16 protein-coding genes are annotated in these 16,083 nt (G+C 71.8%); 11 read left to right on the top strand and 5 right to left on the bottom strand.

The annotated features are described in order from the left end of the window. Positions 1–2: 2 nt before the first annotated feature. Both AOQ37_RS07325 and nudC read left to right on the top strand, forming a co-directional pair. Positions 3–1,415, top strand: coding sequence for a dipeptidase (locus AOQ37_RS07325; RefSeq protein WP_062642344.1), 1,413 nt, complete (start codon positions 3–5; stop codon positions 1,413–1,415). Positions 1,416–1,583: 168 nt separating this feature from the next. After that, positions 1,584–2,528, top strand: coding sequence for an NAD(+) diphosphatase (gene nudC, locus AOQ37_RS07320; RefSeq protein WP_062642343.1), 945 nt, complete (start codon positions 1,584–1,586; stop codon positions 2,526–2,528). 155 nt (positions 2,529–2,683) lie between these two features. Here nudC and AOQ37_RS07315 read toward each other — a convergent pair whose 3' ends face one another. Next, positions 2,684–2,926: a mycoredoxin gene (locus AOQ37_RS07315; RefSeq protein ID WP_062642532.1), complete on the bottom strand. Its 243-nt coding sequence runs from the start codon at positions 2,924–2,926 to the stop codon at positions 2,684–2,686. A gap of 183 nt (positions 2,927–3,109) precedes the next feature. On the opposite strand from AOQ37_RS07315, the gene AOQ37_RS07310 reads away from it, so the two are divergent. The 5 genes from AOQ37_RS07310 to AOQ37_RS38475 all read left to right on the top strand — a co-directional run bounded on the left by AOQ37_RS07310 (position 3,110) and on the right by AOQ37_RS38475 (position 7,045). After that, the gene (locus AOQ37_RS07310) at positions 3,110–5,323 is read left to right on the top strand and encodes an ATP-dependent DNA helicase UvrD2 (protein ID WP_199824948.1); all 2,214 of its coding nucleotides are present in this window, start codon (positions 3,110–3,112) and stop codon (positions 5,321–5,323) included. Positions 5,324–5,512: 189 nt separating this feature from the next. After that, the gene (locus AOQ37_RS07305; protein ID WP_062642341.1) at positions 5,513–5,830 is read left to right on the top strand and encodes a hypothetical protein; all 318 of its coding nucleotides are present in this window, start codon (positions 5,513–5,515) and stop codon (positions 5,828–5,830) included. Positions 5,831–6,008: 178 nt separating this feature from the next. Next, entirely contained in the window at positions 6,009–6,377 is a 369-nt protein-coding gene (locus tag AOQ37_RS07300) for a WhiB family transcriptional regulator (RefSeq protein WP_005480495.1), read from the top strand. Continuing rightward, the gene (locus AOQ37_RS07295; protein ID WP_062642339.1) at positions 6,374–6,697 is read left to right on the top strand and encodes a putative WhiB-interacting protein; all 324 of its coding nucleotides are present in this window, start codon (positions 6,374–6,376) and stop codon (positions 6,695–6,697) included. Before AOQ37_RS07300 ends, AOQ37_RS07295 begins: the two co-directional genes overlap by 4 nt. 135 nt (positions 6,698–6,832) lie before the next feature. After that, positions 6,833–7,045, top strand: a complete 213-nt coding sequence (locus AOQ37_RS38475; protein ID WP_078890064.1) for a hypothetical protein — start codon at positions 6,833–6,835, stop codon at positions 7,043–7,045. A gap of 55 nt (positions 7,046–7,100) precedes the next feature. Here AOQ37_RS38475 and AOQ37_RS07290 read toward each other — a convergent pair whose 3' ends face one another. Together AOQ37_RS07290 and AOQ37_RS07285 are read right to left on the bottom strand one after the other, a co-directional pair. Then, entirely contained in the window at positions 7,101–8,480 is a 1,380-nt protein-coding gene (locus tag AOQ37_RS07290; protein ID WP_062642335.1) for an ABC1 kinase family protein, read from the bottom strand. Further along, positions 8,473–9,684 carry a TOMM precursor leader peptide-binding protein gene (locus AOQ37_RS07285; protein WP_062642333.1) on the bottom strand — a complete coding sequence of 404 codons (1,212 nt, stop codon included), beginning with the start codon at positions 9,682–9,684 and terminating at the stop codon, positions 8,473–8,475. Before AOQ37_RS07285 ends, AOQ37_RS07290 begins: the two co-directional genes overlap by 8 nt. A 281-nt stretch (positions 9,685–9,965) precedes the next feature. On the opposite strand from AOQ37_RS07285, the gene AOQ37_RS07280 reads away from it, so the two are divergent. The 4 genes from AOQ37_RS07280 (at position 9,966) to AOQ37_RS07265 (ending at position 13,873) form a co-directional block, all read left to right on the top strand. Next, positions 9,966–10,562 (top strand): M48 metallopeptidase family protein, encoded by a 597-nt coding sequence (locus AOQ37_RS07280; RefSeq protein WP_063781127.1) that lies wholly within the window; start codon positions 9,966–9,968, stop codon positions 10,560–10,562. A 156-nt stretch (positions 10,563–10,718) separates the two neighbouring features. Continuing rightward, positions 10,719–12,407 (top strand): TerD family protein, encoded by a 1,689-nt coding sequence (locus AOQ37_RS07275; RefSeq protein WP_062642330.1) that lies wholly within the window; start codon positions 10,719–10,721, stop codon positions 12,405–12,407. Positions 12,408–12,418: 11 nt separating this feature from the next. Then, on the top strand, positions 12,419–13,099 hold the full coding sequence (locus tag AOQ37_RS07270; protein ID WP_062642329.1) for an AIM24 family protein: 681 nt from the start codon (positions 12,419–12,421) through the stop codon (positions 13,097–13,099). An 18-nt stretch (positions 13,100–13,117) separates the two neighbouring features. Further along, positions 13,118–13,873: an AIM24 family protein gene (locus AOQ37_RS07265; RefSeq protein WP_062642328.1), complete on the top strand. Its 756-nt coding sequence runs from the start codon at positions 13,118–13,120 to the stop codon at positions 13,871–13,873. A gap of 90 nt (positions 13,874–13,963) precedes the next feature. On the opposite strand, the gene AOQ37_RS07260 is transcribed toward AOQ37_RS07265, so the two are convergent. Both AOQ37_RS07260 and AOQ37_RS07255 read right to left on the bottom strand, forming a co-directional pair. Then, positions 13,964–14,479 (bottom strand): NUDIX hydrolase, encoded by a 516-nt coding sequence (locus AOQ37_RS07260; RefSeq protein WP_062642327.1) that lies wholly within the window; start codon positions 14,477–14,479, stop codon positions 13,964–13,966. After that, positions 14,476–15,930: a zinc-dependent metalloprotease gene (locus AOQ37_RS07255; protein ID WP_062642325.1), complete on the bottom strand. Its 1,455-nt coding sequence runs from the start codon at positions 15,928–15,930 to the stop codon at positions 14,476–14,478. Before AOQ37_RS07255 ends, AOQ37_RS07260 begins: the two co-directional genes overlap by 4 nt. Positions 15,931–16,083 lie beyond the last annotated feature (153 nt).

Here is a 16,083-nt window from a genome sequence, read left to right as displayed (position 1 = left end):
CCATGAGCCATACCGTTGACAGTGCCGTCAGCGCCGTCCGCGCGTACATCGAGCAGCACCGCGCCGCCTTCCTCGACGACCTCGCCGAATGGCTGCGCATCCCGTCGGTGTCGGCGCAGCCCGACCACGCCCCCGACGTACGGCGCAGCGCGGAATGGCTCGCGGCCAGGCTCGAGGAGACCGGCTTCCCCACCGTCGAGGTCTGGCCGACGCCGGGCGCGCCGGCCGTCTACGCGGAGTGGCCGTCCGGCGATCCGCGGGCTCCCACCGTCCTGGTCTACGGCCATCACGACGTGCAGCCCGCCGCCCGCGAGGACGGCTGGGACTCCGACCCCTTCGAGCCCGTCGTCCGCGGGAACCGCCTGTACGCGCGGGGTGCGGCAGACGACAAGGGCCAGGTCTTCTTCCACACCCTCGGTGTCCGGGCCCATCTCGCCGCCACCGGCCGCCGGGCCCCGGCCGTCGGCCTCAAGCTGCTGATCGAGGGCGAGGAGGAGTCCGGCTCGCCGCACTTCCGCGCCCTGGTCGAGGAGCGGGCGGAGCGCCTCGCCGCGGACGCCGTGATCGTCTCCGACACCGGTATGTGGTCCGAGGACACCCCCACGGTGTGCACCGGCATGCGCGGTCTCGCCGAGTGCGAGATCCGGCTGTCCGGCCCCGACCAGGACATCCACTCGGGCTCCTTCGGCGGTGCCGTGCCCAACCCGGCGACCGCGGCCGCCCGCCTGGTGGCGGCCCTGCACGACGAGCACGCACGGGTGGCCGTTCCCGGCTTCTACGACGGCATCGTCGAGCTCACCGACCGCGAGCGCGAGCTCTTCGCCGAGCTGCCGTTCGACGAGGACCGGTGGCTGCGCACCGCCAGGTCCCGCGCCACCCAGGGCGAGGCCGGACACACCACCCTGGAGCGGGTCTGGGCCCGCCCCACCGCCGAGGTCAACGGCATCGGCGGCGGCTACCAGGGCCCGGGCAGCAAGACGATCATCCCGTCCTCGGCCTTCGTGAAGCTGTCGTTCCGGCTGGTCGCCGGCCAGGACCCCGCGCACGTGGAGAAGGCCGTCCGGGAGTGGGCCGCCGAGCAGCTGCCCGCCGGGATCCGGCACGAGATCACCTTCAGCCCGGCCACACGCCCGTGTCTGACCCCGCTGGACCACCCGGCCCTCCAGTCCGTGGTCCGCGCCATGAGCCGTGCCTTCGAAGGGCCGGTCCGCTTCACCCGGGAGGGCGGCTCGGGACCCGCCGCCGACCTTCAGGAGGTCCTCGGCGCCCCGGTGCTCTTCCTGGGCATCTCCGTCCCCTCCGACGGCTGGCACGCGCCGAACGAGAAGGTCGAGCTGGACCTCCTCCTCAAGGGCGTCGAGACCACCGCGTATCTCTGGGGCGACCTCGCGGACACCTGGCGCCATGAGCCCTGACGCCGCCGCAGCCGCCTTCGCCCGGTCCGGTCGCGCCCCGCGCGCGGGGCACACTGGAAAGACCGCCCCGCACCGCGACACCGCACCCAGACCGGTCGTCCTCTGCCGTACGTCCCGCTGAACCGCCCGCCGAAACAAACCGTTCCACAGGGGGAGTTGGAAGTACCCGTGACCACCTGGACCGACCAGAACGCCGATCGACCCATCTCGCTCACCGCGCCGAGCGGTGTCGACCGGGCCGCCCACCACCGGCTCGACGAGGCCTGGCTCGCCGCGGCATGGAGCCACCCCACCACGCGTTGTTTCGTCGTCTCCGGCGGCCAGGTCCTCATCGACGAGACGTCCGAGGGCCACACCGAGCTGGTCATGACCCCGTCGTTCGAGGCGCCTCTCACCGAGGCGCACCGCTACTTCCTGGGGACCGACGAGGACGGCGTCAGCTACTTCGCGCTCCAGAAGGACGCCCTCCCCGGCCGTATCGACCAGTCCGCGCGACCGGCCGGACTGCGCGAGGCCGGTCTGCTGCTGTCGCCGCGCGAGACGGGACTGATGGTCCACGCGGTGGCCCTGGAGAACTGGCAGCGCCTGCACCGCTTCTGCTCCCGCTGCGGCGAGCGCACCGTGATCGCCGCGGCCGGCCACATCCGCCGCTGCCCCGCCTGCGGTGCCGAGCACTACCCGCGCACCGACCCCGCGGTGATCATGGCCGTCACGGACGAGGAGGACCGCATCCTCCTCGGGCGGCAGGTCCACTGGCCCGAGGGCCGCTTCTCGACCCTCGCCGGCTTCGTCGAGCCCGGCGAGTCCATCGAGCAGTCGGTGCGCCGCGAGGTCTTCGAGGAGGTCGGCGTCACCGTCGGCCAGGTCGACTACATCGCCAGCCAGCCCTGGCCCTTCCCGTCCAGCCTCATGCTGGGCTTCATGGCCCGCGCCACCTCCCTCGACATCAACGTCGACGGTGACGAGATCCACGAGGCCCGCTGGTTCTCCCGCGACGAACTCGGCGCCGCCTTCGAGTCCGGTGAGGTGCTGCCCCCGTACGGCATCTCCATCGCGGCCCGTCTGATCGAGCTCTGGTACGGCAAGCCGCTGCCGACCCGCAGTTTCGTCTGACGCATGACGTGAGAGGGGTGGCCCCCGTACCTCGGGGCCGCCCCTCTCACGTCATCGCTCACCGCGGAAGCGCCTCAGCGCCGAAGCACCGGCGAAGTGCCTCCGCGACGCCGAAGTGCCTCAGCACCGCCGAAGCGCCTCGGCGCCGAACGCCGTCACGCGCCGATCTTCTGCTTCACCTGCGCCAGCGACGGGTTCGTCAGCGTGGAACCGTCGGGGAAGAGCACGGTCGGCACCGTCTGGTTTCCGCCATTGGCCTTCTCCACGAACGCCGCGGACGCCGGGTCCTGCTCGATGTTGATCTCGGTGTATCCGATGCCCTCGCGGTCGAGCTGCTTCTTCAGCCGCTGGCAGTAGCCGCACCACGTGGTGCTGTACATCGTCACAGTGCCCAGCATGTCTTTTGTGCTCCTTCGGCGGGTCGGGGTAGGTGGTCGCAGTGGGAGAACGTACGTGAAAGAGCCACCATTCCCGCCGGGCCCGTCCCCGCGGGGGTGACACTCGCCGCATTAGTACGACTGCGAGGCCCCACCTGTGGACAACCGGCTCGCCCGTCTCCGCCGACCTGGCAGCATGGCCATGTGACAGCAGCAACGCACTCCCCCCTCTTCCCGCAGGTACCGGACTCGGCCGACGCGGTGCTCGAAGGGCTCGACCCCGAGCAGCGCGAGGTGGCCACCGCCCTGCACGGTCCGGTGTGTGTGCTGGCGGGAGCGGGCACGGGCAAGACCCGGGCGATCACCCACCGCATCGCCTACGGGGTGCGCGCCGGCATCCTGCATCCCTCCAGTGTGCTGGCCGTCACCTTCACCAACCGTGCCGCCGGGGAGATGCGCGGCCGGCTGCGCCAGCTCGGCGCCCAGGGCGTCCAGGCCCGCACGTTCCACTCCGCGGCCCTGCGTCAGCTCCAGTACTTCTGGCCGAAAGCGATCGGTGGCTCCCTGCCCCGGCTCGTCGACCGCAAGATCCAGCTCGTCGCCGACGCGGCGGCCGCCTGCCGCGTCCGTCTCGACCGGGGCGAGCTGCGGGACACCACCGCGGAGATCGAGTGGTCCAAGGTCACCCAGACCGTCCCCGCCGACTACGCCCTGGCCGCCGCCAAGGCCGGCCGTGACATCCCGCGCGACCCCGCCGAGATCGCCCAGCTCTACGCGGCCTACGAGGACCTCAAGCGGCAGCGCGGTGTCATCGACTTCGAGGACGTCCTGCTCCTGACCGTCGCCGTCCTCCAGGACCGGCACGACATCGCGGAGCAGGTCCGCGCCCAGTACCAGCACTTCGTGGTCGACGAGTACCAGGACGTCAGCCCGCTCCAGCAGCGACTGCTCGAGCTGTGGCTGGGCGAGCGGGACAACCTGTGCGTGGTCGGGGACGCCAGCCAGACGATCTACTCCTTCACCGGAGCCACCCCCGACCACCTCCTCGACTTCCGCACCCGCCACCCCGGTGCCACCGTCGTCAAGCTGGTCCGCGACTACCGCTCCACCCCGCAGGTCGTCCATCTCGCCAACGGTCTGCTCTCCCAGGCCCGGGGCCGTGCCGCGGACCACCGCCTGGAACTCGTCTCCCAGCGTGGTCCGGGGCCCGAGCCCGGCTACGCCGAGTACCCCGACGAGCCCGCCGAGGCCGAGGGCGCGGCCCGCCGGATCCGCGAGCTGCTCGACGCCGGTGTCCCGGCCGCCGAGATCGCCGTCCTGTTCCGCACCAACGCGCAGTCCGAGACGTACGAACAGGCCCTCGCCGACCGCGGCATCCCGTACCAGCTGCGCGGCGCGGAGCGGTTCTTCGACCGCCCCGAGGTCCGCAAGGCCGGAGTCGCGCTGCGCGGGGCGGCCCGCTTCGGCGGCAACGACACGCTCCTCGAGGACGCCGTCGACCTGCCCTCCCAGGTACGTGCCGTCCTCTCGGGGGAGGGCTGGACCCCGCAGCCGCCGGCCGGCTCGGGAGCCGTCAGAGAGCGCTGGGAGTCGCTGGCGGCGCTGGTGCACCTCGCGCAGGACTTCGCCGCCGCGCAGTCCGGGGCCACCCTCGCCGACCTGGTCGCCGAGCTCGACGAACGGGCGAACGCCCAGCACGCCCCGACCGTCCAGGGCGTCACCCTGGCCTCCCTGCACTCGGCCAAGGGTCTGGAGTGGGACGTCGTCTTCCTGGTCGGCGTCGCCGAGGGCATGATGCCGATCACCTACGCCAAGACCGACGAGCAGATCGAGGAGGAGCGCCGCCTCCTCTACGTCGGCGTCACCCGGGCCCGAGAGCGCCTGCATGTGTCCTGGGCGCTCTCCCGCTCACCAGGCGGCCGTCCGAGCCGCCGCCCCAGCCGCTTCCTCGACGGTCTGCGTCCCGGTTCGGGCGCCACCGCCGGCCGGGGCGGCAGCGGAGGCAGCGCGGGCGCCGGGGGCATCGAGCGGGGCATCACCGGCGCCGTGGCGGGCTCCCCCGTCGAGCGGCGCCGGACCCAGCGCACCCCGGCCCGCTGCCGGGTCTGCGGGCGCACCCTGACCGACGCGGGTGAGATGAAGCTCATGCGCTGCGAGGACTGCCCTTCCGACATGGACGAGGGGCTGTACGAACGGCTGCGCGACTGGCGGGCGGTCCAGGCACGGCGGGCGGGTCAGCCCGCCTACTGCGTCTTCACCGACAAGACCCTGATGGCGATCGCCGAGACCGTCCCCGAGGAGGAGGGCGAGCTCGCGCGGATCCCGGGGGTCGGCGTGCGCAAGCTCAACCGCTACGGAGCCGACGTCCTGGCCATCTGCGCAGGCCAAGACGTCGGAGGGGACGAGGAGGGGGACTGAGGGCGGACGGCCTGACTACTGATCCGAACTCGTCGAAAAAATAGTTTGCGCATGCCCCGGGAATCCCCATAGGTTCTTAGACACGGGAACGGCGGCCTTCTCCAAGGCCCTGATTCCGTGCTGTACTTGCATACCCACCGGACCGGATTCATCCCTGGTCCCCCGAGACGCCGAGAGGAGGCGATTCCAGTGATCACCATCAACCGCAGCTCCATCGCGAAACTGACCGATCCCTCGGTCGTCTCCACGTGCATCCTCGACGCCTCGATCCTGGGCACCGGTCTGTCCGGCATTCGTGTCGTCCGGCCGGCGTCCTCCTCCGTTGCCTCCGTGGTTCTTCCCAGCCGCGAGCGCAATGAGCGACCGACCGAGGCACTGGAAGCAGTAGGGGCACAGGCGCAGGCCTATGCCTTTACGGCGGCCGGTGCCGGAGCCCGGAAGCAGACGACGCAGCACCACCTGATGTGGGCCTTCCGTGGGCCAGAACCCTGGAGTGATCCAGCCTGATCTTCGATCAGGCCGGCGCCTTCAGGGCCGCGGAACCCACCCGGGATCCGCGGCCCTTCTGTTTGCCCCGAACACCGGGGACAGCGGAGCGAAGGGGCCTCGGGACAACAAAAGAACCCGGTACCCAGCCGACACCCGGTCCTGAAGGACCGGACCGACAGACGAGGAAAGACGAACCGTGCAACTCGAAGCGCACGCCCCGTCAGTACCGCCTTCCGAAACGATCCCCCCGCCCGGCCTCACGGAGGACTCCACCTTGACCCCGCTCACGGCGCTCACCGCGCTCGACGACGCCATCGAGAACCTCGGCGTACCCGTCCCCTGCCGTTCCTACGACCCGGAGGTCTTCTTCGCCGAGTCGCCGGCCGATGTCGAGTACGCCAAGTCCCTCTGCCGCACCTGCCCGCTGATGGAGGCCTGCCTCGCCGGCGCCAAGGAGCGGCGCGAGCCCTGGGGTGTCTGGGGTGGCGAGCTGTTCGTCCAGGGAGTTGTCGTCGCCCGGAAGCGGCCGCGTGGCCGTCCGCGGAAGAACCCGGTCACGGCATGAACACCGCAGGAACAATCGACCGTCCCCTCACGCAAGACCCCAAGAAGCAGGCCCCGATGAAGCCGTTCCCCAGCGAGCCCGCAGGCTCCGCGACCGAAGACATCACCACCACCGGCGCGTACGACTCGCGTCAGAACAGGACACGCGAGATGCAACTCATCCCAGAAGCCCTGGCTCGTGCGCATATGCACGACCGGCTGCACGAGGCCGAGCGGGAACGCCGGGCACTGCGCCTGGCGACCGCTCGCCGGATGCAGCGCCGGGCCGAGCGCGCCTCGCTGCGCGCCCGGCGGGCGCTCGCCATGGCCGTGATGCAGTAATCCCACACACCTGAAGCGGTGGCCTCCCGACAGGGGAGGCGAAGCTCTCCCCGCGGGGGCCGGTCCGTCCGAACGGACCGGCCCCCGCGGTGCGTTGTGCGGACGATCCACCGCCACGGCGTTATCGTCCCGAAGGTGACGAGTCCTCCCGGAGACGGTGACCGAGGCGGTTCCCCGGCGGAGCCCCGCCCCGTCGAATGCGCCCGGTGCGGCGCCCGCGCGGCGGAGCCACCGCCCGTCACCTGGACCTGCTCCGTGGAGCACGGCGTCCGCCGCTACTTCTGCGAGGCCTGCGCCCGCGACAACCTCCGGGCGATCGAGGGGCGACTGGACTCGGAGTGGTGGTGAGACGTCTCACCTCGTGGTGAGACGTGTCACAGTCCGGTGAGCGAGCTTCGGGCGCTCACGCCTCCGCGACCGACTCCTCCGCCTCCAACGCCTCCAGGACGTCCGCCGCGAGGAAACCGGGCAGCCACTCCTCCAACTCCTCGCGCAGCCGCACCGTCGCGCCGAGCTGGCACAGCACGCCGATGGTGCTGAGCGTCACCCGGTGTATCAGCAGATAGGCCGGCGGCAGGTTGAGCTGCTTGCCCAGCTGGTGGGCGGGGGAGCGGGGGTCGGCGATCCGGGCGGCCTGGCTGCGCATCCAGCCGCGGCTGAAGGTGAACTCCTCCACCTGGGCCGGCTCGATGATCGGCAGGAGGTAGTCGAGGACCGCGTCGGGATCCAGCTCGATGGAGTCCTTGACGAAGCCCTCGGTGCGCAGGAGTTCGTAGACCGCCTCCGCCGCACCGTCGAGGGTCATGCGCAGGGACTCGCCGATCGGGTCCGGCAGGCCGCCCGGGAGCCGGTCCACCGTGCCGAAGTCCAGGACGCCCAGGCGCCAGTCGTCCTCGCCGTCCGGTCCGCCGGGCAGGAGACGGAAGTTGCCGGGGTGCGGGTCGGCGTGGAGCAGGCCGGTGCGGGCCGGGCCCGAGAAGAGGAACCGGGACAGCAGCTGGCCGGCCCGGTCGCGCTGCTCCTGGGTGCCGTCGGTGATCACCTCGGACAGGGGCACCCCGTCGATCCACTCGGTGACCAGGACCTGCTCGCACTGGTGGACCACCGCCGGGATCACCACGTCGGGATCGTCGGCGAACTCCTCGGCGTGGGCCTGCTGGGCCTGTGCCTCCAGGTCGTAGTCGAGCTCCTCCGAGACGCGGTCCTTGAGCTCGGCGATCAGCGGCTTGACGTCCATGCCCGGGATGAGCGGGCCCAACAGGCGCGCGAAGCGGCTGAGTTGGTTCAGGTCGGACAGCAGGGCCTCACCGGCCCCGGGGTACTGGACCTTGACCGCCACCTCCCGGCCGTCGTGCCACACCGCTCGATGCACCTGGCCGATCGACGCCGCCGCGGCAGGCTTGTCGTCGAACTCCAGGAACAGCTCGGGCCAGTCCTCGCCGAGCCGCTCCGCGAGCACGGAGTGCATGGTGCGGGTCGGCATCGGCGGCGCCGCGTCCTGGAGCTTGGTGAGGGCCGCGCGGTAGGGACCGGCGACCTCCTCGGGCAGCGCGGACTCGAAGACGGACATGGCCTGCCCGAACTTCATCGCACCCCCCTTCAGCTCGCCCAGCACCTTGAAGAGCTGTTCGGCGGTGCGCTGCTGGAGCTCGCGGCCGACGATCTCCGCGGACTCGCCGACGATCCGCTTGCCCAGACCCCAGGTCGCCCGCCCGGCGAAGCCGAGCGGGAGCGCGGCGAGCTTGGCGGTCCGGGTGACCGCCTTCCGGGGAAGATCAGACATGCGCCCTCCAGGTACCAGCCGGCCGCGCCGCGTCCGTCCTACGGCGAAACTGCTTCGAATGCTGCACTGCCATTGTCGCGTGCGTTGCCCCGTCCTCGGAGGTGTGTTCCTGCTTACCTTTCTCCGCGGCCCCGCACGAGCATGCGGAATGGGGCCATACCGGACGGGCGTGCCACTGGAGGGCGGGGACGGAGACCTCCCAGCGGGCACCGGCACTCGACGGGGTCCGCCCGTCGAGGAAGGTGAGCGCGTGGGCCGCCGCCAGCCCGGCGACGGTCGTGGCCAGCGTCAGGTCACAGGCCCGCGCCGCGCGCCGTCTCCCGGAGTGCCACTGGGCGACCAGTCGCGGCCAGGCCGGGTCCCGGTCGGTCCGCTCCTGATACAGACAGCCCGCGCAGCCCGTCTCACCCGGCAGTACCAGTGGGCCGACGACGCCCGTGCCCTCCACGACCCCGGCGTAGAGGTGTGGTGTGCCCGAGGCGATCAGCGGCTCCGCCGCCGAGGGGGCGGGCGCGTGCACGGCCACGTCGTCCCGCGGAGCGATGATCACCAGGCCGAAGCCGGGGGTGTCCGGCTCGGCCGTCGCTCCCGGGCCCCTGCGGGGCGCGGGGCCCGGGGCGGCCCGGCGCACGGCGCGGCGCGCCGACTCGTCCCGCCGCTCGCCGACCGCCTCGGCGGGCAGGCCGCCCGGTGCGATGTCCGCCGGCTCCACCCGGCCGCCGTCCCGCACGTCCACCTCGCCGATCCCGGCACCGGAGAGCAGTGCCGCCAGCAGTGCGCCGACCCGGCCCGCGCCCCGCACCTGGACCCGCAGCCGGCGTCGGACGGCCAGGTGCTCGATCGCGTCGCCCGGGTCCGACGTGAGGAGGGACAGCGCGGCGAGGTCGGGGCGCAGCCGGTCCAGGACCTCTTTCCGCTCCCGCAGCCCGGCGGCTTCCGGCCCGCCGCCGCGCGCGTCGTCGAGCAGCCCCGCCCGGGCCAGCCGCTCCACCAGCCGGTCGACGTGACCGTCGGGCAGGTCCATGCGGCGGCCCTCCTCGCGCAGCAGCGCCAGCCCGCGGGTGCCGTCCAACAGGTCGAGGAAGGCGCCGGTCGCGGTGTCGACCGGGCCGAGTGTCAGCGAGTGCGCCGGTGTCATCCCGAACTGCACCGTGTTGAGGTCACGCCAGCCGCGCCGCAGCGCGGGCTTCACCATCGGATGCATCGAAGGCCCCCGTATGCCTTGTGCCTTGTGCCCTATGCCTATGCCTGTGCCTTGTGCCTGGAAACTCCCCGTCACATCGGCGGAGCGGGGGCGTGGGCTCGTCCTCGCTCCGCCGACGAGTGCCAGCATGCCCGGACCGGTCCGGGCATGCCGAAAGTTGTCCACAGGCAGGGACGTTCATCGTACAAATCCGTCGTACGAGGCAAAACAGGCAAGGTCGATCGGAACCCGACCGCCCCGGAGTCGGGACTTCCCCCGTGTGCAGCGGGTAACGTCGGGGCGTGTCCGCCGACCCACTGCACCGCGCCGGAACACCACAGCGCGGCACGACGAGCCAGCCGCCGAGCGGCTCACGGGCGAGCGCGATCGAGGTCCGCAGAAGCGCCCGTCGACGTCGGACGGTCTCCGCGTACCGCGAGGGCGATCGCACCATCGTGCTCATCCCCGCCCGGATGTCCGAGGCGGAGGAGCAACGCTGGGTGAGTGTCATGCTCGACAAGCTCGCCGCCCAGGAGAGCCGCCGCGTCCCGGGCGACGCGGAGCTGGCCGAGCGCGCCGCGCGGCTGTCGGCCCAGTGTTTCGGCGGCCGGGCCCGGCCCGCCTCGGTCCGCTGGGTGACCAACCAGAACACCCGCTGGGGCTCGTGCACGCCGGCCGAGGGCAGCATCCGCCTGTCGCACCGTCTCAAGGGCATGCCCGAGTACGTCATCGACTACGTCCTCGCCCACGAGCTCGCGCATCTGCTCGTGCCCGGCCACGGCCCCGACTTCTGGCGGCTGCTGGAGGCGTATCCGCGCACCGAGCGCGCGCGCGGCTACCTAGAGGGCGTCGTCGCGGCCGAACGGCTGCCCCACCTGCCCGCCCCGGGCGAGGAGTGACCCCGCGGCGTACGAGGTGAGCCCGTCCCCCGTCGTGAAGCGCCGGTCGTGTACCGGGGTTGTGTACCGGGTCTGTACCGACATCGTGCGTTGTCCGACTTTGCCGTTAGCCTGACGCGACGCATTCACAATCGGGATGGGGGACGGTCGTTACGCATGCCCAGGGAATTCCAGCGCGGCCACAAGGCCAGGATCAGTGACCTCACCGCGGGCACCGATCTGTACGTAGGCGTGCAGATCACCGCCCCCGGCCTGACCTTCGACATCAGCTGCTTCGGCCTCGACGCCGACGAGCGGCTCTCGGACGACCGGTACTTCGTCTTCTTCAACCAGCCGAAGTCCCCGGAGGAGTCCATTCAGCTCCTGGGCGCCCAGGCGGGCGACACGGAGTCCTTCCGCATCACCCTCGACCGGATTCCGCCGCAGATCCACAAGCTGTCCTTCACGGCGACCCTCGACGGCGCCGGGCAGATGTCGCAGATCAACCCCGGCTATCTCCGTATCGTCGCGGGCGGCGAGGAAGTGGCCCGCTACGCGTTCAACGGCTCCGAGTTCTCCAGCGAGCGGGCCGTGATGCTGGGCGACTTCTATCTGAAGGACGTCTGGCGGTTCGCGGCCGTCGGCCAGGGCTTCGACGGTGGTCTGGACGCGCTGCTGAAGAACTTCGGCGGCGAGGTCGCCGAGGAGGAGACGCCCGCAGTACCGCAGCAGCCGCAGGCAGGCGCCGCCGCTCCCGGCTTCGCGCCGCCCGCGTTCGGCGCACCGTCCGCGCCCGCCCCGGCGCCAGCTCCGGCGCAGCCGCAGCCGGCCGCGCAGGGCTTCGCGCCCCCACCCGCCCCGGCCCCGGCGCCCGCGCCCCCGGTGCACGCCGCGCCGACCATCGTCGCGCCCCTGGCCCCGCCCGGCGGCGGCCACGTACCGCCTCCCGCTCCGGCCCCGGCGCCCTACGGCCAGCCGCCGCAACAGCAGCCGTACGGTCAGGGCCCCGCGCCGACCGCGCCCATGCCCCCCGGCTACGGCCAGCAGCCCCAGGCCCCCCAGGCCCCCCAGGCCCCCCAGGTCCCGCCCGGTTACGGCCAGCCGCCGCAGCCGCCCGGCTACGGCCAGCAGCCCCCCTTCGGGCAGGTCCCGGGTGTCCCCGGGCAGCAGGCCTACGGCGTCCCGCAGGGCGCGCCCCAGGGCGGTGCGGGGGTCGCCGCGGCGCTCCAGCAGTTCAAGGAGACGCCCACCGGGCAGCGCTGGACGCAGCAGAACAGGAAGCTCGTCCGCGTCGACCTCGGCATGGGCGGCCAGCCCGTGCTCGCCCGCCAGGGCAGCATGGTCCTCTACCAGGGCAAGGTCGACTTCAGCTACAAGGGCGCCGGGTTCGCCGGCCGGATCGTCGGCAACGCCACCGGCCAGGAGATGCAGCTGATGCGCTGCACCGGCCAGGGACAGGTGTTCCTCGCCGAGAACTCCACGATGCTGCACCCCATCGAACTCCAGGGTGACGGCATCTGCGTCTCGGCGGAGAACGTCCTCGCCTTCGACGAGAGCCTCCAGTACGAGGTCCGCCGCATCGAGGGGCACGGCATTCCCGGCGGCGCCCTGTTCACCATGCAGTTCACCGGCACCGGCACGATCGTCGTCAAGACGCAGGGCACGCCCGTCGTCCTGCCGGTCACGCCGACCACGTTCGCCGACTGCAACGCCGTCGTCGCCTGGTCGTCCGCCGCCCAGGTGGTCGTCTCCAGCCAGGTCCGCATGCGCCGCAACGCGTACCCGGGCGACACCGGCGAGAGCGTGAACCTCCAGTTCCGGGGCGCCCCCGGCAACTTCATCGTCGTCCAGCCGTACGAGGTCTGAGGGAGCCCGTCATGAACCAGCCATTCGCGGGCTACGCCCCCGCACCCGTCACCGCCCGGATGGAGAACCACGGCAACCACATGCTGAAGGTCGCCCTCCAGACCGGGAACGACCTCCTCGCGCGCGTGGGATCGATGGTCGCCTACGAGGGCTTCGTGCAGTACGAGCCCAATCCGCCGGCCGTGCGTCAGATCGCGCGCGACTGGATGACCGGCGAGGGCGCGCCCCTGATGAAGTGCTCGGGCGACGGCCTGCTCTACCTGGCCGACTACGGCGCCAACGTCGTCGTGATCAACCTCAACGGTGACGGCATCTCCGTCAACGCCACCAACCTGCTCGCCTTCGACGCGCACCTCACCTGGGGTGTCGAGCGCGTCAAGGGGCTGGCGAAGTTCGCCGGTCAGGGCCTGTGGAACACCAAGATCTCCGGCCAGGGCTGGGTCGCGCTGACCTCCCGGGGCAAGCCGATCGTCGTCGACTGCGGCGGTGGCGAGGACGAGACGTACGTCGACCCCGACGCGCTCGTCGCCTGGTCGCCGAACCTCAAAGTGAAGGGCAAGCGCAGCTTCAAGGCGCAGTCGCTCATCGGCCGGGGCAGCGGCGAGGCCTACCAGATGGCCTTCTCCGGCCAGGGCATCGTCGTCGTCCAGCCCAGTGAGGACAGCACCGACCGCCTCCGGGTCCGGGGCTGAGGGGGAGCCAGAAACGTCATGCAGAGCTCACTTTTCGCGCACAACGACTCGCAGACGCAGGAGCGCTGGAGTCTCCAGAACAAGCAGATGCTCCGGGTCAGCCTGGAGGGCCACGACGACATCCTCGCCCGCAAGGGCACGATGGTCGCCTACCAGGGCCTGATGGAGTTCGACGCCGAGTACCAGAACAACCAGCAGGGACGCGCGCGGGCGCACACGGGCGAGGGCCTGGACCTGATGCGCTGCCACGGGCAGGGCACGGTCTACCTGGCCAACCTCGCCCAGCACATCCATGTGGTGGAGGTGGAGCAGGACGGTCTGACCGTGGACAGCAGCTACGTGCTGGCCATGGACTCCGGGCTGCACCACGAGGTCATCGCCGTCGACAGCCTCTACGGCATCTCCGGCTCCGGGAAGTACCAGCTCAACATCACCGGACGCGGCAAGGTCGCCCTGATGACCTCCGGCGCGCCGCTGATGATGCAGGTCACGCCCGACAAGTACGTCAACTGCGACGCCGACGCCATCGTCGCCTGGTCCACCGGGCTGCGGGTGCAGATGCAGGCCCAGACGCACTCCTCCGGTGTGTGGCGCCGACGCGGGAACACCGGTGAGGGCTGGGAGCTCAGCTTCATGGGCACCGGCTACGCGCTGGTCCAGCCCAGCGAGCTGCTGCCGCCGCAGAACGCCCAGATCGGTTCCGGTCCGGCCGCCCAGTACGGCATGGGACAACAAGGCGTACGGCAGCAGAACCAGGGCAACGCCTGGAGCTGACCGCCCGGACAGCAGACGTAAGGGGCGGCCGCCTGGAGGTCGCCCCTTACCTGTGCCCGCTCACGGCCGCCCGCGGACCCGCCGTCCGGCTCACAGCCGCGCGCGGGTCGCTTCCAGCAGCCGTACGACCGAGTCGTCGGCCACGCCCGCGACCTCGTCGTAGGCGAACCAGCGCAGGTCGAGGGACTCGTCGCTGATGGCCTCCACGGACCCGGCCGGAGCGAGCGCCGCGTACTGGACGTCGTAGTGCCAGGCGCATGGCGTGGGATGCCGGTCCAGGCGCACCGGGCCGCCGGGAAGCAGGGCCAGCCCCCCGATGCCGGACTCCTCGGTCGCCTCGCGCAGCGCGGCGGCCCGCAGGCTCTCGTCGGCCGGCTCGCAGTGGCCTCCCATCTGGAGCCACATCCGCAACTTCTTGTGCAGGGTCAGCAGCACCCGGCCCCGCTCCGGGTCGATCACCAGCGCGCTCGCCGTGATGTGCCCGTCCCCGCAGGCCTTCCACATGCCGTCCGCATGCGCCGCCAGGTGGTCCAGATAGGCCTGGCGCAGCTCTTCCTGGCCCTCGTACCCCTTCAGGACGAGGACCGCGTCGTCGTACAGGCTCACTCGGTGCCGTCGTCCTCGGAGTCGGTGCCGTCGTCGTCCTTCTTCAGGTTCGGCTTGTCACCGGAGCCGGAGCCGCCGCTCGCCGCCTCGCCGAGCATCTTGTCCAGCTCGGAGAAGTCCATGTGCTCGCGGTGCACGAAGCCGTCCGGGTCGTCCAGGTCGGACGCCGTGGGCAGCATGTCCGGGTGGGCCCACAGGGCGTCGCGGCCGTCGACCCCGCGCGCGTCCGTGAGGGAGGCCCACAGGCGGGAGGCGTCCCGCAGGCGGCGCGGACGCAGCTCCAGGCCGATCAGCGTCGCGAACGTCTGCTCCGCCGGACCGCCCGAGGCACGACGGCGGCGCAGCGTCTCGCGCAGGGCGTCGGCGGACGACAGACGCGGCTTCGCGGCCGCGTGCACCACCGCGTCCACCCAGCCCTCCACGAGGGCCAGGGCCGTCTCCAGACGGGCCAGGGCGGCCTTCTGCGCCGGGGTGTCCTCCGGCTGGAACATGCCCTGCTGGAGCGCGTCCTGCAACTGCTCCGGGTTCTGCGGGTCGAACTGACCGACCACGTCCTCCAGCTTGGCCGTGTCGACCTTGATCCCGCGCGCGTACCCCTCGACCGCGCCGAACAGGTGCGAGCGCAGCCACGGCACATGCGCGAACAGACGCTGGTGGGCGGCCTCACGCAGCGCGAGGTACAGCCGCACCTCGTCCTTCGTCACACCGAGGTCCTTGCCGAACGCCTCGATGTTGACCGGCAGCAGCGCGGCGCGCCCGGCCGGACCGAGCGGCAGCCCGATGTCCGTCGAACCGACGACCTCGCCCGCGAGCACGCCCACGGCCTGGCCGATCTGCGAACCGAACATCGCGCCGCCCATGGAGCGCATCATGCCGATCAGCGGGCCGGCCATGGCCTGCATCTCCTCCGGCAGGACATCGCCCATGGCCGCGCCGACACGTTCGGCGACCGGGTCGACCAGCTCCTTCCACGCGGGCAGGGTCGCCTCGACCCACTCCGCGCGGGACCACGCCACCGCCGTGCCCGCCCCGGACGGCAGGGACGTCGCGTCGTCCAGCCAGAGGTCGGCCAGCCGGACGGCCTCCTGGACCGCGGTGCGCTCGGAGGGGCCGACGCTGGCGTCCTTGACGCCGTCGGCGGTGCCCTGCGCGACCGTCTGGCGGGCGATCTGCTTGGCCATGTCCCAGTTCACCGGGCCGCCCTCGTAGGAGAGCATCTGGCCCAGCTGCTGGAAGGCGGCGCCCAGGTCGTTGGGGTTCAGCGAACCGAACATCGCGGCGAGCGGGTTGTCCGCACCGGGGGCGCCGAAGCCTCCGGCGCCGGGCAGACCGCCGAAGCCGAACGGGTTGGCCGGTCCCTGACCACCGCCGCTCTGCGGGTCCTTCTTGCCCTCGTCGCCGTCTTCCGGCTCCTCCGGCGGAAGGCCGAATCCGAATGGGGTGTCACTCACGGGGTTCCTCGGCTGGTAAGGCCACCGGTCATCGGCCGGCGGCGGCTGCCCTGCAACACCACCCAGCGTAGACACCCCGGCTCGATCGGGCCTCGGTGCTTCGCCGACTCGTGGCCTGCGGCAGGATGGATGCCACCTGGTACGTACGCTTCA

This window comes from Streptomyces maremycinicus (assembly GCF_001184025.1).
Taxonomy (GTDB): domain Bacteria; phylum Actinomycetota; class Actinomycetes; order Streptomycetales; family Streptomycetaceae; genus Streptomyces; species Streptomyces maremycinicus.
Note: the sequence above shows the minus strand (reverse complement) of the source record. Positions and strands in the feature narration are given on the sequence as shown.

Coding starts and splice junctions, on each gene's coding strand:
- AOQ37_RS07325 (WP_062642344.1), top strand. CDS start 3: ATGAGCCATACCGTTGACAGTGCCGTCAGCGCCGTCCGCGCGTACATC.
- AOQ37_RS07315 (WP_062642532.1), bottom strand. CDS start 2,926: ATGCTGGGCACTGTGACGATGTACAGCACCACGTGGTGCGGCTACTGC.
- AOQ37_RS07295 (WP_062642339.1), top strand. CDS start 6,374: ATGAACACCGCAGGAACAATCGACCGTCCCCTCACGCAAGACCCCAAG.
- AOQ37_RS07290 (WP_062642335.1), bottom strand. CDS start 8,480: ATGTCTGATCTTCCCCGGAAGGCGGTCACCCGGACCGCCAAGCTCGCC.
- AOQ37_RS07285 (WP_062642333.1), bottom strand. CDS start 9,684: ATGCATCCGATGGTGAAGCCCGCGCTGCGGCGCGGCTGGCGTGACCTC.
- AOQ37_RS07275 (WP_062642330.1), top strand. CDS start 10,719: ATGCCCAGGGAATTCCAGCGCGGCCACAAGGCCAGGATCAGTGACCTC.
- AOQ37_RS07270 (WP_062642329.1), top strand. CDS start 12,419: ATGAACCAGCCATTCGCGGGCTACGCCCCCGCACCCGTCACCGCCCGG.
- AOQ37_RS07265 (WP_062642328.1), top strand. CDS start 13,118: ATGCAGAGCTCACTTTTCGCGCACAACGACTCGCAGACGCAGGAGCGC.